At 60.1% G+C, this 22,015-nt stretch carries 20 protein-coding genes; 6 read left to right on the forward strand and 14 right to left on the reverse strand.

Features of this window, described 5'->3' with window-relative positions; all coding sequences use genetic code 11:
* Position 1: 1 nt before the first annotated feature.
* Positions 2-871 (reverse strand): ABC transporter permease, encoded by an 870-nt coding sequence (locus HQ912_RS10805; protein WP_047228481.1) that lies wholly within the window; start codon positions 869-871, stop codon positions 2-4.
* Positions 868-1,893: an ABC transporter ATP-binding protein gene (locus HQ912_RS10810; protein ID WP_107322282.1), complete on the reverse strand. Its 1,026-nt coding sequence runs from the start codon at positions 1,891-1,893 to the stop codon at positions 868-870. Before HQ912_RS10810 ends, HQ912_RS10805 begins: the two co-directional genes overlap by 4 nt.
* Before the next feature lie 246 nt (positions 1,894-2,139).
* Between HQ912_RS10810 and HQ912_RS10815 the strand changes: the two genes are divergently transcribed.
* On the forward strand, positions 2,140-2,976 hold the full coding sequence (locus tag HQ912_RS10815; RefSeq protein WP_047228479.1) for an IclR family transcriptional regulator: 837 nt from the start codon (positions 2,140-2,142) through the stop codon (positions 2,974-2,976).
* Positions 2,977-3,020: 44 nt separating this feature from the next.
* Here HQ912_RS10815 and HQ912_RS10820 read toward each other — a convergent pair whose 3' ends face one another.
* Positions 3,021-3,773 (reverse strand): anti-sigma factor family protein, encoded by a 753-nt coding sequence (locus tag HQ912_RS10820; RefSeq protein ID WP_047228478.1) that lies wholly within the window; start codon positions 3,771-3,773, stop codon positions 3,021-3,023.
* Positions 3,770-4,276: a sigma-70 family RNA polymerase sigma factor gene (locus HQ912_RS10825; protein ID WP_047228477.1), complete on the reverse strand. Its 507-nt coding sequence runs from the start codon at positions 4,274-4,276 to the stop codon at positions 3,770-3,772. Before HQ912_RS10825 ends, HQ912_RS10820 begins: the two co-directional genes overlap by 4 nt.
* 164 nt (positions 4,277-4,440) lie before the next feature.
* Here HQ912_RS10825 and HQ912_RS10830 point away from each other — a divergent pair, with 164 nt between their 5' ends.
* Positions 4,441-5,523, forward strand: a complete 1,083-nt coding sequence (locus HQ912_RS10830; protein WP_047228476.1) for a catalase family peroxidase — start codon at positions 4,441-4,443, stop codon at positions 5,521-5,523.
* Entirely contained in the window at positions 5,520-6,056 is a 537-nt protein-coding gene (locus HQ912_RS10835; protein ID WP_047228475.1) for a cytochrome b, read from the forward strand. Before HQ912_RS10830 ends, HQ912_RS10835 begins: the two co-directional genes overlap by 4 nt.
* 98 nt (positions 6,057-6,154) lie before the next feature.
* On the opposite strand, the gene HQ912_RS10840 is transcribed toward HQ912_RS10835, so the two are convergent.
* Both HQ912_RS10840 and HQ912_RS10845 read right to left on the reverse strand, forming a co-directional pair.
* On the reverse strand, positions 6,155-7,306 hold the full coding sequence (locus tag HQ912_RS10840; protein ID WP_047228474.1) for a M14-type cytosolic carboxypeptidase: 1,152 nt from the start codon (positions 7,304-7,306) through the stop codon (positions 6,155-6,157).
* Between the two features lie 491 nt (positions 7,307-7,797).
* Positions 7,798-8,139, reverse strand: coding sequence for a DUF6124 family protein (locus HQ912_RS10845; RefSeq protein WP_047228473.1), 342 nt, complete (start codon positions 8,137-8,139; stop codon positions 7,798-7,800).
* Positions 8,140-8,268: 129 nt separating this feature from the next.
* Between HQ912_RS10845 and HQ912_RS10850 the strand changes: the two genes are divergently transcribed.
* Positions 8,269-8,916 carry a LexA family protein gene (locus HQ912_RS10850; RefSeq protein ID WP_047228472.1) on the forward strand — a complete coding sequence of 216 codons (648 nt, stop codon included), beginning with the start codon at positions 8,269-8,271 and terminating at the stop codon, positions 8,914-8,916.
* Between the two features lie 30 nt (positions 8,917-8,946).
* Here HQ912_RS10850 and HQ912_RS10855 read toward each other — a convergent pair whose 3' ends face one another.
* From HQ912_RS10855 to HQ912_RS10870, 4 genes are read right to left on the reverse strand one after another with little or no spacing between them, the layout of a single operon-like run.
* Positions 8,947-10,896: an acetyl/propionyl/methylcrotonyl-CoA carboxylase subunit alpha gene (locus HQ912_RS10855; protein ID WP_047228471.1), complete on the reverse strand. Its 1,950-nt coding sequence runs from the start codon at positions 10,894-10,896 to the stop codon at positions 8,947-8,949.
* Positions 10,896-11,711 carry a gamma-carboxygeranoyl-CoA hydratase gene (locus HQ912_RS10860; RefSeq protein ID WP_047228470.1) on the reverse strand — a complete coding sequence of 272 codons (816 nt, stop codon included), beginning with the start codon at positions 11,709-11,711 and terminating at the stop codon, positions 10,896-10,898. The genes HQ912_RS10855 and HQ912_RS10860 overlap by 1 nt, the downstream gene beginning before the upstream one ends.
* 13 nt (positions 11,712-11,724) lie before the next feature.
* Positions 11,725-13,332 (reverse strand): carboxyl transferase domain-containing protein, encoded by a 1,608-nt coding sequence (locus HQ912_RS10865; protein ID WP_076383981.1) that lies wholly within the window; start codon positions 13,330-13,332, stop codon positions 11,725-11,727.
* 12 nt (positions 13,333-13,344) lie between these two features.
* Positions 13,345-14,508, reverse strand: coding sequence for an isovaleryl-CoA dehydrogenase (locus HQ912_RS10870; protein WP_047228468.1), 1,164 nt, complete (start codon positions 14,506-14,508; stop codon positions 13,345-13,347).
* A 187-nt stretch (positions 14,509-14,695) separates the two neighbouring features.
* On the opposite strand from HQ912_RS10870, the gene HQ912_RS10875 reads away from it, so the two are divergent.
* Positions 14,696-16,393 carry an AMP-binding protein gene (locus tag HQ912_RS10875; RefSeq protein ID WP_173406766.1) on the forward strand — a complete coding sequence of 566 codons (1,698 nt, stop codon included), beginning with the start codon at positions 14,696-14,698 and terminating at the stop codon, positions 16,391-16,393.
* Between the two features lie 628 nt (positions 16,394-17,021).
* Here the strand turns inward: HQ912_RS10875 and HQ912_RS10880 are convergent.
* From HQ912_RS10880 to HQ912_RS10890, 3 genes are all read right to left on the reverse strand, one after another.
* Positions 17,022-17,921 (reverse strand): hydroxymethylglutaryl-CoA lyase, encoded by a 900-nt coding sequence (locus tag HQ912_RS10880; RefSeq protein WP_173406767.1) that lies wholly within the window; start codon positions 17,919-17,921, stop codon positions 17,022-17,024.
* Positions 17,922-17,968: 47 nt separating this feature from the next.
* The gene (locus tag HQ912_RS10885; RefSeq protein WP_047228465.1) at positions 17,969-18,370 is read right to left on the reverse strand and encodes a MerR family transcriptional regulator; all 402 of its coding nucleotides are present in this window, start codon (positions 18,368-18,370) and stop codon (positions 17,969-17,971) included.
* 192 nt (positions 18,371-18,562) lie between these two features.
* Positions 18,563-19,492: a LysR family transcriptional regulator gene (locus HQ912_RS10890; RefSeq protein ID WP_047228464.1), complete on the reverse strand. Its 930-nt coding sequence runs from the start codon at positions 19,490-19,492 to the stop codon at positions 18,563-18,565.
* A gap of 178 nt (positions 19,493-19,670) precedes the next feature.
* On the opposite strand from HQ912_RS10890, the gene HQ912_RS10895 reads away from it, so the two are divergent.
* A complete protein-coding gene (locus tag HQ912_RS10895) occupies positions 19,671-20,900 on the forward strand; it encodes an acyl-CoA dehydrogenase (RefSeq protein WP_047228463.1) in 1,230 nt (409 codons plus the stop codon).
* 73 nt (positions 20,901-20,973) lie between these two features.
* Here HQ912_RS10895 and HQ912_RS10900 read toward each other — a convergent pair whose 3' ends face one another.
* Positions 20,974-21,843, reverse strand: a complete 870-nt coding sequence (locus HQ912_RS10900; protein ID WP_047228462.1) for an oxaloacetate decarboxylase — start codon at positions 21,841-21,843, stop codon at positions 20,974-20,976.
* Positions 21,844-22,015 lie beyond the last annotated feature (172 nt).

The following is a 22,015-nucleotide window of genomic DNA, read 5'->3' on the forward strand; positions in this document are numbered from 1 at the left end:
GTTACCCCAATGACTTCTTGTAGCGGCCTTCGATCATGCGGTTCCACGACAGCATGATCAGCAGGTTGAGCAGCAGCAGCGCGACGGCAATGGCCGCGCCCATCGGCCAGTTCAGCTCCGACAGGTACTGGTCGTAGATCAGCGTGGCGACCATTTTCAGGCGGCGCCCACCGAGCAGGCCGGGAATGGCGAAGGAGCTGGCGGCGAGGCCGAAGACGATGAGGGTGCCGGACAAGACGCCGGGCATGATCTGCGGCAGCACGACCTTGCGCATCACCGTCAACTGGCTCGCGCCCAAGGACAGCGCGGCCTGTTCGGCGGCCGGATCGAGCTTTTGCAGCGAGGTCCAGACCGGGATGATCATGAATGGCAGCATCACATGCACCAGGGCGATGACCACGGCAAACGGCGTATAGAGCAGCTTCATCGGTGAGCCGCCGAAGGCTTGCAGCGTCTGGTTGACCAGCCCGTCGGCACCCAGCAGCAGGCTCCAGCCGAAGGCCCGCACCACCACCGAAATCAGCAGCGGCGTGAGAATCAGAATGAGGAAGATCGAGCGCCACGGCGCGCCCATGCGGCTGAGGATATAAGCCTCGGGCACGCCGATCAGCACGCACAAAATAGTGGTGAGTGCGCTGATCCAGAATGTGCGCAAGAAAATCTCGTAATAGTACGGGTCGCTCAGCAGGCTGGCGTAGTGGTCGAGGGTGTAGGCGTCCCCGTCGATGCCCGTGCCGTAGTCGAAGACATTGAACGACAGCACCAACGTCAGCCCCAAGGGAATGACCAGCAGACCCAGGTACCAGGCCAGGGCGGGCGCGGACATCAGATAGCCTTGCCTTCCCCGGCGCATTGCATCGATCAGCTTCATGCCGGCACCTCGTCCACGCTCAGCACCCGCAGCAGCGCCGGATCCCAGTCAAGACCTACCGCTGTGCCTTCGGTCATCGGCGCGCAGCCGTCGTTGCGGCGCACCACGCTGAGCTCGCCCAGGTTGGTCGAGACGCCGTACAGCCATTGGCTGCCGAGAAAGAAGCGGCTGACGATGACGCCTTGCAACCGACCCGAGCCGGCTTGGCACAGATCGATTTTCTCTGGACGCAGGCTCAAGACCAGTGGGCCGTGGCCCTGGCTGCAAGCTTGAACATTGCCCTGGCCGTCGCGCTCGCCGGGCAGCAGGTTGGCTTTACCGACGAAGCCGGAAATGAATTCGGTGCGCGGGTGTTCGTAGAGGGTGTACGGCGCGTCGATCTGAGTGATTCGCCCGGCCTGCATCACCACGACTCGGTCACTGATGGACAGTGCTTCGGATTGGTCGTGGGTCACCATCAATGTGGTGATGCCGACTTCCCGCTGAATGCGGCGGATTTCGTACTGCATCTCCTCGCGCAGGTTGGCGTCGAGATTGGACAGCGGTTCGTCGAGCAGCAGCACTGGCGGTTCTATCACCAGCGCCCGGGCCAGTGCCACGCGCTGGCGCTGGCCGCCCGAGAGTTCCCGCGGGTAGCGCTCGGCGTGCTGGTCCAGACGCACCAGCTTCAGCACCCGATCCACCCGTTGTTGCAGCTCGGCGCCGGGCACTTTGCGCATGCGCAGGCCGAAAGCGACGTTGTCCTTGACGGTCATGTGGGGGAACAGCGCGTAGCTTTGGAACACGACGCCCAGGCCCCGACTGGCGGGCTTGGCATGGGTGATATCGCGACCGTCCAGCAGGATGCGCCCACTGCTGACTTCGACGAAGCCGGCGATCATTTGCAAAGTGGTGGTTTTGCCGCAGCCGGAGGGGCCCAGCAGCGAGACGAATTCGCCTTTTTCCACCGAGAGATGGGTGTCCACCACGGCATCGATGGCGCCGTAACGTTTGCCAAGTCCTTCAAGTTGCACAAAAGCCATGATTGCGCTCCACCTGAGATTGTTATGCGTCGCCACAAGGCGCGCTTTTTTGTATGGGCAGATACGAAGGGATGCTGCGGGGTGCGTTGGTGCTCGACGCTAAGTCGGCTGCCGCTGTTGTTCGAATCGCCCCTGTATGGACGCAGAGTAGGACGAAGAATAGGATGGGCTCAATGGACTATTTCACTGAGACGATGACTATTTTCATTTTCATTCGTTGAGTAAATTTAACCAGCGAGAAACTTCATGCCTGATTCCACTGATCGGAATATCGAAAAAAACGAAGTCGGGGTCGGCGCGGTCTCGCGACTGTTTGCCGTGTTGCGCAGCCTGGGTGACACCGTCGAGGGCGGGGAGCGGGTCACGCAACTGGCTCAGCGCATCGGTCTGTCTCAACCCACCACACATCGCATGCTGCGCAGCCTGATGGACGAGGGCATGGTCGAGCAGGATGCGCGCAGCAAGCGCTATCGCCTGAGCCTGGACTTTTTTGCCTTGGCCGCGCGTGCCGGGAACACCGGCAACCTGCGTGAGTTGACGCGCCCTGCCATGCTGCGGCTGTCGGCGTCCCTGGGGGATTCGTTGTTTCTGCTGGCGCGCAGTGGTTTCGATGCGATCTGTCTGGACCGCAGTGAAGGTCCTTTCCCGATCCGCACATTCACCGGCGACATAGGCGGTCGCGTGGCGTTGGGCGTGGGGCAGGGCAGCCTGGCGATCCTGGCATTCCTGCCGGAAGAAGAGCGCGACACGGTGATCCAGTACAACCTGCCACGGCTCAAGGATTTTCATTTGTACGATGAAGTCTTCCTGCGCACGGAAGTGGAGAGCGTGCGCGCGCTGGGCTACGCCGGACGCAATACCGGGGTGTTGCAAGGCATGGCCGGGGTGGCTGTGCCAATCCTGGACCGGGAGGGCCGCGCCGTGGCGGCGTTGAGCGTGGCGACCGTGAGTGATCGACTGGGACCCGACCGCTTGCCGACGGTGGTGGAAATGCTCAAGCGCGAGGCCGCCCTGATCGGACCGCGAGTCAACCCGTTCGACCCGCTGCTGCGCAGACCTTCGCAGGTGTTTGGGCAGGGTTGAATTTCACGGGCATCCCCGACCTCTGTGGGAGCGGGCTGCAGCGCTCAGAAATTCAGGGTTTGCTTGAGCTTTTGCGCCGCTGGCGTATCACTGGGTATGACCATCGCATAGTTGTATCCCGGCCCGGACCAATACTCGGCTTGCAACTCGCCGTCACGACGGCTGCCGCGCGGTAGCAGGAAATTTTTCGGGCCTGGCGGACGCACATAGAAGCTGATCTTCTGGCCGCTCGGGTCCTGATAAACCACCATCGCCGCCGCGCCTTGCTCGGTGCTCAGCAATCGCCCGCTGACCGGCTTGAATCCTGCCGCCGACAGATCTGGCAGGCGGTCGGCCCGCGTGAAGTAACGGTCGAGCCAGCCTTGCATGGTGCTCTCATCGCCGCCTTGGTAATCGGCCGGCAGGATGCCTTGCTGGGCAAACAATCGATACGCCTGCAAGGCGTCGCTCATGGGCAGCATAGCGCTGACGAGCGTCATCTCCCGGGCCTTCCAGCCGCTCAAACCGCCGACACTGACGGCCAACACCAACACTGCCGCGCTGGCCAGATGGCGATGGAACCGATGTTTCAGGCGTTGGCGGATCGCTGTCGGGTCGAGGTCCGGATTAGGCGCGTGTTGCAGGCCTGCGTTCAGGGCCGCGCGCAAGTGTTGTGCGTCCTGTTGCCAGGCCTGGACCCGGGCGGCGACTTCCGGGTGATTGGCCAGGTAGTTTTCCATCAGACGCTGGTCGGCTTCGCTCAGTTGACGATCGACGAAAGCGTGCAGGTCGTTGTCGCTGGGGGGCATGCTGATCATTTGAGTATCCGCAGGGCAGGGCGGGTGATTTCGCCGTCGCTGAGTTGGCGCAGGGCCTGGCGGGCGCGGGATAGGCGCGACATCACGGTGCCGGTCGGCACGTCGAGGATGTCGGCCACTTGTTGGTAGCTCAAGCCTTCCACCGACACCCACAGCAACAGCGCACGTTGTTCGGTCGTCAGTCGATCGAAAGCCTCGAGGGACGATTGGGCGATCACGCTGCGCTCGGCTGAAGGGTGAGCATCATCGCGACCGGTGAAAAATTCCAGCATGCGTGCATAGCGTCGGGAACGACGATGGCTATCGAGAAACTGTCGATAAAGAATCGAAAACAGCCAGGCCCGAAGGTCACCATCGGCCCGTTTGTCATTCCATTTTGACAATGCCCGCTCCAGGCACGCTTGCACCAGGTCGTCAGCATTGCTGGGGTTGCGCGTCAACGACACGGCAAAACGCCGTAGTCGGGGGATGAGCGTGCGCAACTGTTCGTCGAGTTCGTTCATGGCTGTGCTTCTTTGGCAGTCACTGCGCCGGGAGTGGAAAGACGACTCGCGAACGAGATTATTCCAGCCTGGGAAAAATAAATACGAAGTGTGGGAATAAAACCCTCTGGCTTTCGTCTGACGGGTCCTTTAGTACAAACGGCCTTGGGCCTTGGAGCTTCGTCATGGTTGACCCTTCCTTTGAACCGAGCCGGCCGCCGTTGAGTGCCGCCAGCCTGGCGCTGCGCCTGACCGGCATTGCTGTGATTGTTGCCGCGTTGGCCGGGACATTTGCCTACGTCAACGGAACCCTTGACCCACAACGCCTGACACCGAATGCGCTGGTCAACGTGCTGGAAAAGAACAACGGCGTGCACCCGGGCTTTCGTCGCAATCACTCCAAAGGGGTTTGCGTTGCGGGCTATTTCCAAAGCAGCGGCGAGGCTCGCCCCTATTCCAGTGCCCAAGTCTTCCTGGAGGCGCGCACGCCGGTCGTCGGGCGGTTTGCCTTGCCCAGCGGCAACCCCTACGCGCCGGACAACAGCGTGCCCATCCGCAGCCTGGCGCTGCGCTTCACCCAAGCCAACGGGCAGCAGTGGCGTACCGGCATGAACAGCATGCCGGTGTTTCCGGTTGGCACGCCCGAAGCGTTCTATCAGTTGCAACAGGCACAATCGCCGGATCCGGCCACGGGCAAACCCAACCCTGCGGCCGTACCCGCCTTCTTTGCCGCGCACCCGGAAGCCAAACCGTTCCTGCAATGGATCAAGACGGCCAGGCCATCGGCCAGCTATGCCACCGAAACCTACAACGGCATCAATGCGTTCTATCTGGTCAATCCTGCGGGACAACGCCAGGCGGTGCGGTGGGGCGTGGTGCCAGTGGCTTCGGATGGCACGGACGTGACGCCACCCCAGGGCGCTGACTTTCTGGAACAGGATCTGGTCAAGCGCCTGGCTGCGGGGCCGTTGCGCTGGCAGCTGAATATCACGTTGGCCAATCCGGGCGATCCGGTAAACGATGCCAGCAAAGCCTGGCCCGAAGATCGAACGGTGCTCAACGCCGGTACGCTGGTGCTGGAGCGCACCCAGTCACAGGACGACGGCGAATGCCGCGACATCAACTATGACCCGCTGATTCTGCCGAGCGGCATCGAAGGTTCAGATGACCCGCTTTTGGCGGCGCGCTCTGCCGCGTATGCCAGTTCGTACTTGCGGCGCACCAGCGAAGTCAGTCAATTGCCCGCCAACCAGGAGTCCCGCCCATGAGCGCCCCTCGACACTTCGCACCGCTGGCTCGACTGCTGCACTGGTTGATGGCATTGATGGTCATTGCCATGCTCTTTATCGGCGCGGGCATGGTGGCCTCGGTGTCCGAGCGCCATGAATGGCTGCTTCAGTTGCACAAACCCTTGGGCATCGCGATTTTGCTGCTGGTGATCGTACGCCTGGTGGTGCGTTTTACGACACGCCAACCACCATTGCCGGCCGATCTGCCAGGCTGGCAGGCGTTGGCGGCCAAGGCGTCCCATGCTCTGTTGTATGCCTTGATGTTGATTCTGCCCCTGTTGGGCTGGGGCATGATTTCAGCGGCGGGAGACCCGGTGATGCTCAGCAGCTCCCTGCAATTGCCTTCCATCGTACCGGCGGATGCCCAGACTTTCGCACTGTTGCGCAAGGCCCACGGCTACCTGGCTTATCTATTGTTCCTGACCGTGCTGGTGCATCTGGCGGCGGCACTGTTTCATGGTTGGGTGCGTCGGGATGAGGTGTTGGACAGTATGTTGCGAGGACGGGATTGAAGTCCCCGCCACCTGTCGACAAACGATAACTTGTGGCGAGGGAATGAATCCCTCGCCACCGAGTGCCCACCACGGGGAGGGCGTTGGATGATGGAGCGTTAGCGCAGCTCGTCGACCATGTCCGCTATGGTGCTCAATACATCCTTGCCCAATTGCATCGAACGCTTGCCGGACCAGCCGGTGCGAGGATCCGGGTGGTCGTCATGATCCTTGAACGGCATCTCCAGGGTCAGGGACAGGCAGTCGTATTTCTGGCCGACCGCGTTACAAGCCAGGGTCATGTTGGCCAGGCCCGGTGCGTCGCGGGTGTAGCCGTGAGCGGTCTGAAAGTCTTTGGTCTGGTGCTTGAGATCGCTGCGAAAGCGCTCTTCGAGTTCGGCAATGCGTGGCGTGTAGCCGGGGTTGCCTTCGCAACCGGCAGTGAAGACGTGAGGGATTTCCTCGTCACCGTGAACGTCCAGGAACAAATCTACGCCGTATTTTTCCATTTGCTGCTGTACGAAAAATACCTCAGGACTGATTTCCGGACTGGCGTTCTGCCACGCGCGGTTGAGATCCTGACCCATGGCATTGGTACGCAGATGGCCGTGGAAGGCACCGTCAGGATTCATGTTGGGCACCAGATACAGATCGGCCTTGGCAAGCAGTCGGTTCAAGCGCGTGTCGTCCTGATGCTGCAGGCGTTCGATCACGCCCTCCATGAACCACTCGGCCATGTGCTCGCCGGGATGCTGCTGGGCGATGATCCAGACTTTGCGTCGACCTTCGGCACCGCTGCCCTTGCGCAGTAGTTGAATGTCGCGGCCTTCCACGCTTTTGCCGACGGCCAGCAGTTCGGTCCCGGCCTTGTGCAGTGCCTGCTCGATCAACCAGTCGTGACGACCACGGCTGTAGGGTTCGAAATAGGCAAACCAGGCATGGGACTGTTCGGCTTCCAGGTGAAAGCGCAGGGCGTCGCCTTCGAACTGTGTGGGAATACGGAACCAGTTGACGTGATCATAAGAGGCAACGGCCTGGTAACCCGTCCATGCCTTGTTGTAGGACGATTGACTGGCATTGAGCAAACGAAAGGAATATTCCTGGCCGACATGCAAGCCACTGGCCTTGAAGTGGAACCACTGGAAGTGGGCGCTACGGGTGTCGGGTCTGATCTTCAGCAGTGATTGCAAAGGATTGCTGATGTCGACGATCTCGATGTTACCGCTGTCGAAATTGGCGCTGATATCAAAGGAAGATTTAGCCACGGTCACGATTCCTGTGATGGATTTTATGACCGTTACTTTACACGCAAGGAGGAGGATGTCGGGACGATTTGCGTGACAGAAAAGAGGGGGCGTCCTCCCTGGACGCTATTGGAGCTTAGTGAGTCCGCGATTGATTCTCAAGTGCTGCCTGTCGATAGTTTTCGTCGGTATGGCGTGGAGTGCTTGAAAAGGGATATTCATTTGCTATCATCGCCGCCATCGAATGAGCGACACCCAAAAGACTTCATTAGCCTGAAGCCATAAGCCGAAAAATCGGCAAAAAAAGACCCGGCAAAAAGCCGGGTCAAAAACCGTGATTAGCCTGATGAGGAGATATTCCAGAAGTCCGACCTAAGGTCTTCTGGCCTATCGACTGATCTCGCGACCAGCTGATGCAATAATAATCATTATCATTTGCAAGTCAAATGTTTTTATCCTGCCTATTGGAAAATATTTTCCTGGTCCCGCATTTGCGGTGCCATTCCCAAGTGTTACGCCTAGCGAGTAGGGTAGCCATCCAGTGACCGGTCAAGCATCACCTTGACCAGATCAATCATATGCACCACTGAAAAAGCCAGGTCGCGGCTCGACCCTTGTAGTCGACTGGCGGATTCCTGGGCGGTGGCGGCCGCACAGCGCAGCAGGTCGCAAGCATGAACCAAGGCCTCTTCTGCGCTGATGTTGCGGTTTACGTCGAAGAAGCGATGTTCTGCAGGCGCTTCTGACATACCCGGTTTCAAGTAGTAGTCCAGAGCGCGTTGGGCCGCCGGGCAGTCCTTCAGCGAGGTGAGTGTACTGTCGAAAGGGCGGGTGGGCTCATCGTTGTTGAGTCTGTCCATGGTGTCTAGATTCTCCGTGTAGGGGCTGAAATCCTGAATCCAGAATAGTACCTATCGTAATTGTGACGATAATTTAAATACTACATTTTGTGTTTTGATGGTCGGAGCCAGCCAAGTATCGTGCCGCTCATGGATAAATGGATAGAGTTGGTCAAGGCCAAGATGAAGGAGCTGCGCATCACGCAAGTGGTGCTCGCAGAACGTTTGGGGATGTCCCAGGGCGGCGTCGGCCATTGGCTGACCAAGCGCCGGCAACCCAGTGTCGACGACATGAACCGGGTCCTGCGGGAGCTGGGGCTGGAGTTTCTGGAAGTGGCGATGGTGATCCGCGAGCCGGACACCTCCACCGAGGAAGGCATGGCCCTGGCGCAGAAGTACAATCCGTACTTCCGCTACCCGGTAAGTGATTGGAGCGAGGTAGGCGGGATTCGCGAAGGCGATCTGGCGTCCTACAGCCAGGCGCGCTATGAGCTGACGGACTATCACGCTCAGGGGGACGCATTCTGGCTCGTGGTGGTGGGAGATGCGATGACGTCACCCAGCGGGTTGAGCATTCCCGAGGGTATGTCGATCCTGGTGGACCCGGCCATTGACGCGGTGCCAGGCAAACTGGTGGTTGCCCAATTGCCTGACAGCAGTGACGCCACCTTTCGCAAGTTGATTGAAGAGAGCGGGCAGCCTTACCTGGTCCCGCTCAATCCCACCTACCCGAAAACCCTGTACACCGAGCAATGCCGCATCATCGGTGTGGTCGTGCAGGCCACCATCAGGTTCTGACTGGATCGGCCCGTGGGAGCGGGCCGATACTTACTCTTCGAACTCCACCAACGCGCAGCCCTCGCTGACCATTTCACCTTCCTGGCAATACAGTGCCTTGATCACACCGGCTTGGGGCGCGCGAATGCTGTGCTCCATTTTCATCGCCTCCAATACCACCAGTTGCGCCCCGGCTTCCACCGTCTGTCCGGCGCTCACCAGCACCCGAACGATACTGCCGTTCATGGGGGCGGTCAGGCCGCCTTGGTGGCTGTGGCTGGCTTCGGCGGCGGCCAGCGGGTCGTACACGTCGACTCGGTGCAGGTCACCTTCCCATTGCAGATACAGGCTGTCGCCCTGGCGAATGGCGCGATGCCTGCGCCGCAGGCCATTGTGCTCGGTCACCAGTTGCTCACCCCGGAATTCTGTACGACCAGCCGTGACGTCCAGGGTCAATGCTCGATCCTGGCCCTCACAGCTAAGGTGCACAGTGGTCTGTCTTGGCAGCCCCAGACGCAGTCCGGCGGTGTTGGCCCAAGGTGAGTTGGCGTCATCGGACCGTGCATGCGGCGTCAGACTCAAGGCGAAGCCATGGGCCGCCGCGAGCCAAAAGTCGTCATCCAATTCGCCGGGCTCCGGCAAAAGTTGCGTCTGGTAACGTGGGATAAATCCAGTGTCCAGCTCCGCCGCCGCAAAGGCGGGGTGGGCCACGATGCGTCGTAGAAATCCGATGTTGGTTTTCAGCCCGCCGATGGCAAACTCATCGAGCATGCTCAAAAGCCGCAACCGCGCCTGTTCACGATCCTCGCCCCAGGCAATCAGCTTGCCGAGCATCGGGTCGTAGAACGGTGAAATCTCATCGCCTTCCTCCACGCCGCTGTCGACCCGACGACCCGGTGCCGCACTCGACTCGCGATACAACGCCAGGCGCCCGGTAGCCGGCAGGAAGTCGTTGGCCGGGTCTTCGGCGTACAGGCGCACTTCGATAGCGTGGCCCCGCAGTGGCACTTGCTCCTGTGTCATGGGAAGCCGCTCGCCACGTGCCACGCGAATCTGCCATGCCACCAGATCGAGGCCGGTAATGGCTTCGGTGACCGGGTGTTCGACTTGCAGGCGCGTGTTCATCTCCATGAAGAAGAACTCACCGCGTGCATCCAGCAAAAACTCCACGGTACCGGCACCGACATAACCGATGGCTTGAGCCGAGCGCACGGCGGCTTCACCCATGGCACGCCGCAGTTGTGGGGTGAGGCCGGGGGCAGGGGCTTCTTCCACCACTTTCTGATGCCGACGCTGGATCGAGCAATCACGCTCATTGAGGTACAGACAGTTGCCGTGCTGATCGGCAAAGATCTGGATTTCCACGTGCCGTGGCTTGAGCAGATATTTTTCCACCAGCATCCGCGAATCGCCAAACGACGATTGCGCTTCACGCTGGGCCGAAGCCAGGGCTTCGGCCAGTTGGCTGACGTCCTCGACCACTTTCATGCCTTTGCCGCCGCCACCGGCAGTGGCCTTGAGCAGTACCGGATAGCCAATGCGTTCGCAGGCGTCGCGGAAGGTCTCCAGGTCCTGGGCTTCGCCGTGATAACCGGGCACCAGAGGCACACCGGCGGTTTCCATGAGGGCTTTGGCGGCGGACTTGCTGCCCATGGCATCAATGGCCGAGGCGGGCGGGCCGAGGAAGATCAAGCCGGCGTTTTCGATGGCCCGGGCGAACCCGGCATTTTCCGAAAGAAAACCATACCCGGGATGGATGGCCTGGGCGCCGCTGGTCTTGGCCGCGTCGATCAGTTTGTCGATTTGCAAATAGCTGTCAGCGGCCTTGCTACCGCCCAGGTCAACGCGGATATCGGCTTCACGGCTGTGACGGGCATCGCGGTCGGTGGCGCTGTGGACGGCCACTGTGGTCAGCCCCATGGCCTTGGCGGTGCGCATCACGCGACAAGCGATTTCACCACGGTTGGCCACCAGCAACGTGGTGAGGATGGGGACGCTCATCAACGCGGCTCCTTGTTGTTCGATTCGGCCTGCCAGCTGGGCGAGCGCTTTTGCAGGAACGCTCGTAAACCTTCCTGGCCTTGCGCACTGACGCGGATGCGGGCGATGGCGTTTTCGGTGTAGCGCCGCAATGCAGGTGTGAGGGCGCCGTTGCCGACTTCACGCAACAGTTCCTTGCTGGCGCGCATGGCCGCCGGACTGTTGAGCAACAGGTTGTCGACCCATTGTTCGACCTGCTGGTCCAGTGTTTCGGCCGGGTAGCTTTCCGACAGCAGACCGATTTCTTTTGCCCGTTGTCCGTCGAAGCGTTCCGCGGTCAGGGCGTAACGCCGCGCGGCCCGCTCTCCGATAGCTTGCACCACGAACGGGCTGATCACCGCCGGCGCCAGGCCAATGCGTACTTCCGACAGACAGAACTGCGCTTGATCAGCGCCAATGGCCATGTCGCAGGCGCTGATCAGCCCCAGCGCACCGCCAAACGCTGCGCCCTGGACCACCGCCACGGTAGGAATTTTCAACTTGGCGAGGTTGTACATCAGCTCCGCCAGTTCCCGGGCGTCGTCCAGGTTGGTGTGGTAATCGAGTTCGGCCGACTGCTGCATCCAGGCCAGGTCGGCACCGGCGCTGAAGTGTTTACCGCGACCACGGATCAGCAGAAAACGCAGGTTCGGATCACTGCTGACATGGTCCAGGGCAAGGATCAGCTCGCGGATCATTTCGGCGTTGAACGCGTTGTTTTTCTGCTCACGGCTGAGCCACAAGGTCGCAAAGCCGCGGGGGTCGCTGAGCAGTTCGAGGGTGTTGAAGTTATCCATGTGCATTCCCCGTTTACATCCGGAACACGCCGAAGCGGCTCGGTTCGATGGGCGCGTTCAATGACGCGGACAAGGCCAGGCCCAGTACATCGCGGGTCTGGGCCGGGTCGATGACCCCGTCGTCCCACAGCCTCGCGCTGGAATAGTAGGGGTGGCCCTGCTCTTCGTACTGATCGAGAATCGGTTGTTTGATTTCAGCTTCCTGGGCGGCGCTGAACGGATGGCCGCTACGTTCGGCCTGTTCGCGCTTGACCTGCACCAGTACGCCGGCGGCCTGTTCGGCACCCATCACGCCAATCCGCGCATTCGGCCACATCCACAGGAACCGTGGGTCGTAGGCGCGGCCGCACATGCCATAGTTGCCGGCACCAAAGCTACCGCCGATGATGACCGTGAATTTCGGCACCTTGGCGCAGGCCACCGCCGTCACCAGCTTCGCGCCGTGCTTGGCGATGCCGCCGGCTTCGTATTTTTGCCCGACCATGAACCCCGTGATGTTTTGCAGGAACAGCAGCGGGATACCGCGTTGACAGGCCAGCTCGATAAAGTGCGCGCCTTTTTGCGCGGCTTCGGCGAAGAGGATGCCATTGTTGGCGAGAATCGCGATCGGGTAGCCGTGCAAGTGAGCAAAACCGCAGACCAGCGTCGTCCCGAACAGCGCCTTGAACTCATCGAACACCGAACCGTCCACCAGCCGCGCAATCACTTCACGCACGTCAAACGGCTGCTTGGCGTCCGCCGAAACCACGCCGTACAGCTCGTCGCTCGAATACAGCGGGGCGATGGGGGCACGTTGCTGCACTTCGCCGAGCTTGTGCCAGTTGAGGTTGGCAATGCTGCGGCGGGCAATGGCCAGGGCGTGTTCATCGCTGTCGGCGTAGTGATCGGCGACGCCGGAGATCTTGCAGTGCACATCGGCACCGCCCAGGTCTTCAGCACTGACCACCTCTCCGGTGGCCGCTTTCACCAGCGGTGGGCCGGCCAGGAAGATCGTGGCTTGCTGGCGAACCATGATCGCTTCGTCGGCCATCGCCGGCACATAGGCGCCACCGGCGGTGCAGGAGCCCATGACCACGGCAATTTGTGGAATGCCCATGGCGCTCATGTTCGCCTGATTGAAGAAGATCCGCCCGAAGTGCTCACGGTCGGGAAACACTTCGTCCTGGCGCGGCAGGTTGGCGCCGCCGGAGTCCACTAGGTATATGCACGGCAAACGGTTCTGTTGAGCGATGGTCTGCGCGCGCAGGTGCTTTTTCACGGTCAGCGGGTAATACGAACCACCTTTTACGGTGGCATCGTTGGCGACAATCATGCACTCGACGCCTTCCACCCGGCCGATCCCGGCAATCACGCCAGCGGCCGGCACGTCTTCGCCATACACCTCGTAAGCTGCCAATTGGCTGATCTCGAGAAACGGCGAACCCGGATCGAGCAAGCGATTGATGCGCTCACGGGGCAGCAGTTTGCCCCGCGAGGTGTGGCGCTCCTGCGCCTTGGGGCCGCCACCTTGTTGAACCTGAGCGAGCAGGGTGTGCAAAGCGTCGACCTGTTTGAGCATCGCCTCGCGGTTGGCAATAAATTCCGCTGAGCGCGGATTGAGCTGGGTATGCAGCGTGGCCATGGACAGCTCCGTTTAGCGGGTTTCGTTGAACAGTTCACGACCGATCAACATCCGGCGAATCTCACTGGTACCAGCACCGATTTCGTACAGCTTGGCGTCACGCAGCAGGCGACCGGCGGGGAATTCATTGATGTAGCCGTTACCCCCCAGAATCTGGATCGCGTCGAGGGCCATCTGCGTGGCGCGTTCGGCGCTGTAGAGGATGACCCCGGCGGCGTCCTTGCGGGTGGTTTCGCCGCGCTCGCAGGCTTGGGCCACGGCATAGAGATAGGCTCGGCTGGCGTTGAGCTGGGTGTACATGTCCGCGACTTTGCCCTGGATCAACTGGAATTCGCCGATGCTCTGGCCGAACTGCTTGCGGTCGTGGATGTACGGCACGATCAGGTCCATGCAGGCCTGCATGATCCCGGTAGGGCCGCCCGACAGCACGACACGCTCGTAATCGAGGCCGCTCATCAACACTTTCACGCCGCCGTTGAGCACCCCGAGGATGTTTTCTTCCGGGACTTCGACGTCATCGAAAAACAACTCGCAGGTGTTGGAGCCGCGCATGCCGAGCTTGTCGAATTTGTTGCTGCGACTGAAGCCTTTCCAGTCGCGCTCGACGATGAAAGCAGTAATACCGTGGGGGCCTTTTTCCAGGTCAGTCTTGGCGTAGATCACGTAGGTGTTGGCGTCGGGACCGTTGGTGATCCAGGTCTTGCTGCCGTTGAGCACGTAGTGGTCGCCGCGCTTGTCGGCCCGCAACTTCATCGACACCACGTCAGAGCCGGCGTTGGGTTCGCTCATGGCCAGTGCGCCGATGTGTTCGCCGCTGATCAGCTTGGGCAGGTACTTGGTTTTCTGTTCGTGATTGCCGTTGCGGTTGATCTGGTTGACGCAGAGGTTGGAGTGGGCGCCGTAGGAGAGGGCGACCGAGGCCGAGCCGCGGCTGATTTCTTCCATTGTCACCACGTGGGCCAGATAACCCAGGCCAGCGCCGCCATATTCTTCCGGGACGGTGATGCCCAGCAGGCCCATGTCGCCGAATTTGCGCCACATGTCGGCAGGGAACAGGTTGTCGATGTCTATCTGGGCGGCCCGTGGCGCTAGCTCGGCTTTGACGAAGGCCTGCACCTGATCACGGAGCATGTCGATGGTTTCGCCGAGGGCAAAGTTCAGGGATGGGTAGCTCATGGGACACCTTTTGGCTTTTTTGTCGGGTGTGGAGAGGGGGGATTGGCTCTCACCTTTACGTTAACGTAAGCCTGTGACGAATGGCTGTCAATCACCCTTTACGTTAACGTCAACTTACGCCAAAGTAAGTGCGCGTGAGTCAGCAGGTTCACCGATACACCCACTAATAAAGACAAGAGGGGTCATCATGGATCAACCCGGTTCGCAATCGCAGCTCAGCTACACCCGCGGCTCCCAGGACAAGACTCTGCTGGCGCACACCATCGGCGAGGCCTTTGATCAGACTGTGGCCCGGTATCCCGATGGCGAGGCGTTGGTGGTTCGCCATCAATCGCTGCGTTATACCTGGCGCCAACTGGCCGAAGCCGTCGACTTGCATGCCCGAGCCCTGTTGGCGCTGGGCTTGAAAGCCGGCGACCGTCTTGGCGTGTGGGCCCCCAACTGTGCTCAGTGGTGCATCAGCCAGTTCGCCAGTGCGAAGATCGGTGTCATTCTGGTCAACATCAACCCGGCGTATCGCAGTTCCGAACTCGAATACGTGCTCAAGCAGTCAGGTTGCCAATGGCTGGTCTGCGCCGCAGCGTTCAAAACTTCGGATTATCACGCCATGGTGCAAGCGCTCGCGCCTGAACTGGCGGAGCAATCGATAGGCCAGTTGCACAGCGAGCGTCTGCCGCTGCTACGAGGCGTGATTAGTCTGGACGCCCAACCACCGTCAGGCTTTTTACCCTGGTCACAACTGGCAGCCCTTGGCGCTGCGGTTTTGCCTGAGCAACTGGTCGAGCGCCAAGCCAGCCTGCATCATGATGACCCGGTGAATATCCAGTACACCTCCGGCACCACCGGGTTCCCCAAGGGCGCGACCCTCAGCCATCGCAACATCCTCAACAATGGTTACATGGTCGGCGAAAGCCTGGGTCTGACGGCGAGCGACCGGCTGGTGATCCCGGTACCGCTCTACCATTGTTTCGGCATGGTCATGGGCAATCTGGGCTGCATGACCCACGGCAGCACCATGATCTACCCCAACGACGCCTTCGATCCGTTGCTGACCCTGCGTACCGTGGCCGAAGAAAAAGCCACGGCGCTGTATGGCGTGCCCACCATGTTCATCGCCATGCTGGACCAGCCGCAACGAGGCGATTTTGATTTGTCCAGCCTGCGGACCGGGATCATGGCCGGGGCCACTTGCCCCATTGAGGTGATGCGCCGGGTCATCAACGAGATGCACATGGCCGAAGTGCAGATTGCCTACGGCATGACGGAAACCAGTCCTGTGTCGTTGCAGACCGGTCCTTCAGACGAACTGGAATTGCGCGTGACCACCGTTGGCCGTACCCAGCCGCAGTTGGAGAGCAAGATCGTCGACGAGGCCGGCAATATCGTTGCCCGTGGCACCATCGGCGAGTTGTGTACCCGTGGCTACAGCGTGATGCTCGGCTACTGGGACAACCCCAGCGGCACTGCTGACGCCATCGATCAGGACGGCTGGATGCACACCGGCGACCTGGCGACCATGAACGAACAGGGTTATGTCTGCATCGTCGGACGCAACAAGGACATGATCATCCGAGGCGGTGAGAACATTTACCCGCGTGAGCTGGAAGAATTTTTCTTCACCCACCCCGCAGTGGCTGATGTGCAAGTGATCGGCATTCCGTGCTCGCGCTACGGTGAAGAAATCGTCGCCTGGATCAAGTTCCATCCCGGCCACAGCGCCACCGAGCAAGCGTTGCAAGCCTGGTGCAAAGAGCGCATTGCCCACTTCAAGACGCCACGTCATTTCAAGTTTGTCGAGGAGTTCCCGATGACCGTGACCGGCAAGATCCAGAAGTTCCGCATGCGCGAAATCAGCATTGAAGAACTGCGCGAAAAGGAAAGCTGAGAAAAATCCCCTGTGGGAGCGGGCTTGCTCACGAATGCGGTGTGTCAACCAAGGTGATATGGCTGACACATCGCCCCGGAAAACCCAAATCCCAGATAGCACAAAGGGGAGCCGAAGCTCCCCTTTAATTTTGTCGTTACGTGCTCTTTTTTTATTATTGAGGGGCGGCCTGTTGTTGTTTTTAGTAGCCGTGACCCTTTACCGCTGTTTTGGTGATCCCCATCCGGGATCAAGAGCAAACGTATTTTTTTGAGCGCTGACCTGCTTTTTCGCTTCGCGATCCAACCGATTCGGGGGCTACCTGAAGGTAGTTTTATTGTTCTCTGCCCGGTTGCGGGTTGCTCCTGAAAGCACCCTGAAAAGCCCATCTTCTCCAAAAAAATCTGTTAGCTGCGCCTCTGTCGTGTTGTTTTTGTTATGTCAGAGTCGTTTCGTCTTGTTTTTATTGGGTGTATCGCATTTTTTATTTTTGTTATGCCAAAGGTATAGCAGGGTGCGTGCCAACTTTTATGAATGCTTTATAAATCAATGACTTGGGCTTTTTGTCGGAAATATCCGCCCGTCCAGACCTGACAAATTGTTTCCGTGTTACTCGTTTCGTAGCTGTTACACCGGGAGCGGTAACACCTCACTGTGCGGCGCGCGCCTTGGCTACCCGCGAACCGGTAGGGCGACCCAGTACGTCACAGATCTGACGGCCGGCAGCCATCAGTGCGTCCAGGTCGACGCCAGTTTCAATGCCCAGGCCATTGAGCAGGTACAACACGTCTTCGGTGGCAACGTTACCGCTGGCGCCCTTGGCATACGGGCAACCGCCCAGGCCTGCGACAGAACTGTCGAACACGGCGATGCCTTCCAGCAGACTGGCGTAGACGTTGGCCATGGCTTGGCCGTAGGTATCGTGGAAGTGCCCGGCGAGCTTGTCCCTGGGCACTTCAGCCGAAACCACCTCGAACATCTTGCGTGTGGCGCCAGCGGTGCCGGTGCCGATGGTGTCCCCCAAGGACACCTCGTAGCAGCCCATTGCGTACAGTTCGCGGGCGACCCACGCCACTTGTTCGGGCTTGACCGCGCCTTCGTACGGGCAGCCCAGCACGCAGGAGACGTAACCGCGCACGCTGACACCGTTCTGCCGGGCGGCTTCCATGATCGGCGCAAAGCGCTCAAGGCTTTCCTTGATGGAACAGTTTATGTTGCGCTGGGAGAACGCCTCGGACGCGGCGGCGAACACGGCGACCTCTTTCACGCCGGCTGCCAGCGCGTCTTCAAAACCCCGCAGGTTCGGCGCCAGGGCGCCATAGGTGACGCCGGGTTTGCGCTGTATCTGCGCGAACACCTCGGCGGAGCCGGCCATTTGCGGCACCCACTTGGGCGAGACAAAACTGCCGACTTCGATATAACCCAGGCCGGCGGCGCTCAGGGCATCCACCAAGTGCACCTTGTCGGCGACACTGATGGGTTGTGCTTCATTCTGCAGGCCGTCGCGAGGGCCAACTTCAATCAGGCGTACAAAGGAGGGAAGGGACATGGGGATTGACCTGTAGTGGGCTGCCAGTATCAAGAGGATGACGATGATTACTGCACGGTTTCCTGACCTTTGATCGTCTGCTCCAGGGCCTGGATGCAGCGTTCTTCGGCGGTGTCGAGTTCCAGCTTCATCTGTTCGATGTCCAGCAGTTGCTGTTCGAGCTGTTCCCGACGTTCGGTGATCTTCGCCAGCATGCTGTGCAGTTGTTTCTGATTGCCGCTGGTGGGGTCGTAGAGTTCGATCAGTTCACGGCACTCGGCCAGGGAAAAACCGATGCGCTTGCCCCGCAGGATCAGCTTCAGGCTGACCTTGTCCCGAGGCGAATAAATGCGTTCCTGGCCACGTCGCTCCGGGCTCAGCAGGCCTTGCTCTTCATAGAAGCGGATGGCCCGGGTGGTGATATCCAGTTCGCGGGCGAGGTCGGAGATGCTGTAGGTCTGGCTGCTCATGGAAGCGCTCGAAACGAAAGGGGCTGGCGCTAAGCTAATGGCAGGTTGACGTTCACGTCAAGCAATCAGATCCCAATGCAGACACACCCCTTGTGGGAGCGAGCCTGCTCGCGATAGCGGTATACCTGTCAGCATTAATGTTGACTGACCCGGCGCCATCGCGAGCAGGCTCGCTCCCACAATTTTGATCGCCTAAACCTTGTCGAGCTTCTTCTCATGCGCCGTCACCTGCTGGCACAGCTCGATCATCTGTTCGCGCATCCAGCGATTGGCCGGGTCCTGGTCGGTGCTTTCATGCCAGTAGAGATGGGTTTCCACGGGGGGCACATCGTTGACCGGCAACACGAAGGCATGCAGATCGTGACGACGGGCAAAGCGCTCGGGGACGGTCATGACCATGTCGGTCTGTTGCAACACCTGGGACGCCATCAAGTAATGCTGGGAGCGTAGGGCGATCTTGCGCTGGATGCCCATCTTGCCCAGGGCCAGGTCGACATAACCCAGACCGTTACGGCGGCTGGAAATATGCACATGAGTCTGGGCCAGGTAATCATCGAGGCTGATTTTTTCCTTGCCCGCCAGTGGGTGCCCCTTGCGCATGGCGCACACGTACCGGTCTTCCATCAGCTTGACGTGGCGCACTTGCGGGTCGGTATTGAGTGGCGCGTCGACGGCGAAGTCGAGGCGACCGGCGGCCAGTTCCTTGGTGGTTTCACGGCGCTTGGACAGGAAGCTCTCGATGGCCACGGTCGGCGCCAGGCGTCGCAGGCGTTGGAACAACAGCGGCAGGATCACGCCTTCGGTGAGGTCGGTCATGCTGATGCGGTAGGTCTTGACCGCCTGCAGCGGATTGAAAATCCGGCTTTCCTGCACCGACACCCGCAGCAACGATAAGGCATTGCGCACCGGGCCAATGATGTTCTGGGCCATGGGCGTGGGCACCATGCCCTGGGCCGTGCGCACGAACAGCGGGTCATTGAAGGTCTCACGCAAACGCGCCAGGGCATTGGACACCGCCGGCTGAGTGATGCCGACGATCTGTCCGGCGCGGGTCAGGTTGGCTTCGGTGTAGATCGCGTCAAAAACGATAAAAAGGTTGAGGTCGACCTTGCTCAGATTCATGGCGCTGCACTCTTGTTCTTGGGCTTGTTGTGAGGTGCCGGGTGGCGATGCAAATCAGTGAACCATATATCGGTGATGAATGTTAATACACGCCGAGAATAGGTTAGGTAAATTTTCGTAGCTGAACTAGCATCGATTTCATGACCTAAAAACAACCTCTGCCAAGAAGGTGCTTCTCATGGATTTTGCGTATTCCCCCAAGGTTCAGGAACTGCGTGAACGTGTCACCGCGTTCATGGACGCCTACGTATACCCGGCTGAAGCAGTGTTCGAACGACAAGTGGCCGAAGGCGACCGCTGGCAGCCCACCGCCATCATGGAAGAGCTCAAGGCCAAGGCCAAAGCCGAAGGGCTGTGGAATCTGTTCCTGCCCGAGTCTGAGCTGGGCGCTGGCCTGACCAACCTCGAATACGCGCCGTTGGCAGAGATCATGGGCCGTTCGTTGCTGGGGCCGGAGCCGTTCAACTGCTCGGCGCCGGACACGGGCAACATGGAAGTGCTGGTGCGTTACGCCAATGAAGAACAGAAACAACGCTGGCTGGAACCGCTGCTGCGCGGCGAGATCCGATCGGCCTTCGCCATGACCGAGCCGGACGTTGCTTCTTCGGACGCCACCAACATGGCCGCCCGCGCCGAGCGCGATGGCGACGAGTGGGTGATCAACGGCAAGAAGTGGTGGACCTCCGGGGCCTGTGATCCGCGCTGCAAGATTCTGATCTTCATGGGCCTGAGCAACCCCGACGCGCCGCGTCATGCCCAGCACTCGATGATTCTGGTGCCGGTGGACACGCCTGGGGTAAAAATCGTACGTCCGCTGCCGGTATTCGGCTACGACGATGCGCCCCACGGCCACGCCGAAGTGCTGTTCGACAATGTGCGGGTGCCGTACGAAAACGTCTTGCTGGGTGAAGGGCGCGGTTTTGAAATTGCCCAGGGTCGCCTCGGCCCGGGTCGGATCCACCACTGCATGCGTTCCATCGGCATGGCCGAGCGTGCATTGGAGTTGATGTGCAAACGTGCCGTCAGCCGCACCGCCTTCGGCCAGCCGTTGGCGCGCCTGGGCGGCAACGTCGACAAGATCGCCGATTCACGGATGGAAATCGACATGGCGCGCCTGCTGACCTTGAAAGCGGCGTACATGATGGACACCGTCGGTAACAAGGTCGCCAAGAGTGAGATCGCCCAGATCAAGGTCGTTGCGCCGAACGTGGCCTTGAAGGTCATCGACCGGGCCATCCAGATCCACGGCGGGGCAGGGGTTTCCAACGATTTCCCGCTGGCCTACATGTACGCCATGCAACGCACCTTGCGCCTGGCCGACGGCCCGGATGAAGTACACCGCGCCGCCATCGGCAAGTTCGAAATCGGCAAGTACGTGCCCAAGGAGATGTTGCGCAGCGGCCGCTAGGAAGTAGCCCACCATGAGCCTTTGTGGGAGCAAAGCTTGCTTCCACAGGCTCATCTTGTGGGGGGGAGCTCGCTTACTCCTTGACGCTCATATATTCCTCGGCCCAACGGATGTAATCCTCGGGCTGGGTGTAAGTGTGGGTCAGCTCGGTGGCGCTCAGGTCTGACGCCTGGGTGAAGATCTGCCGCTGTTCGCGCAGGCTGTCATAGGTGGCCTTGATCGCGGCGAAGTAGGCACCGTGACCATCGATGGTAACGCGCACGCCGAGTTCCGCCAGGCGTTTGTCGTCACGCAGCAACGGATTGCCATAGGTGACGAGCATCAACGGCACGCTCAGGTTTTCGCTGATCTGCGCCAGGTGGTCGAAATCCTGCACACCCACCATGCAAATCCCGTCGGCGCCGGCACGTTCGTATTGCTGGGTCCTACTGATGATTTCCTGGACCGGTAGGATCCCTGCGTTGGTGCGGGCAATGATCGCCATTTCCGGGTCGACCCGGGCTTCCAGCGCTGCGCGAATCTTGCCGACACCTTCGGCGACGCCGATCAGGTCGGTGGATTTGCGCCCGAACTGGGCCGGCAGCAGCGTGTCTTCGATGGTCAGGGCCGCCACCCCGGCGCGCTCGAGTTCGATGATGGTGCGCATCACGTTCAGGGCGTTGCCATAGCCGTGATCGGCGTCGGCAATTACCGGCAGTTGGGCTACGCGGCCAATGCGCGTGGCCTGCTCGGCGAATTCGCTGAGTGTGATGAGGGCAAAGTCCGGCGCCCCCAACACTTGCAGCGACGCGACCGAGCCTCCCAGTATCCCTACTTCAAAACCCAGGTCGGCGGCGATGCGCGCTGACATCGGATCAAACACCGAGGCGGTGTGGTAGCAGGTTTCGCTCGCCAGCAGTTGGCGAAAGTTGCGACGCAAGTCTTGATGGGAAAGCCTGGGCATATGAGTTCCACCATTGGAATGGAAAGGCTTGAGCAAAAGTGTCAACGCCGAAAGATCCAAAGGCTATCACGCGCAAGGCTTAAAGATGATGACGAATGTGCATGGGCTATGTGTGTGCAGGATTGCAGAGGATCCCGACAGGCTGTAAGCGATGATCGAGCTGACCAAGGTG

Origin of the sequence: Pseudomonas sp. MPDS (genome assembly GCF_013283895.1) — a bacterium.
GTDB lineage: Bacteria > Pseudomonadota > Gammaproteobacteria > Pseudomonadales > Pseudomonadaceae > Aquipseudomonas > Aquipseudomonas rhizophila.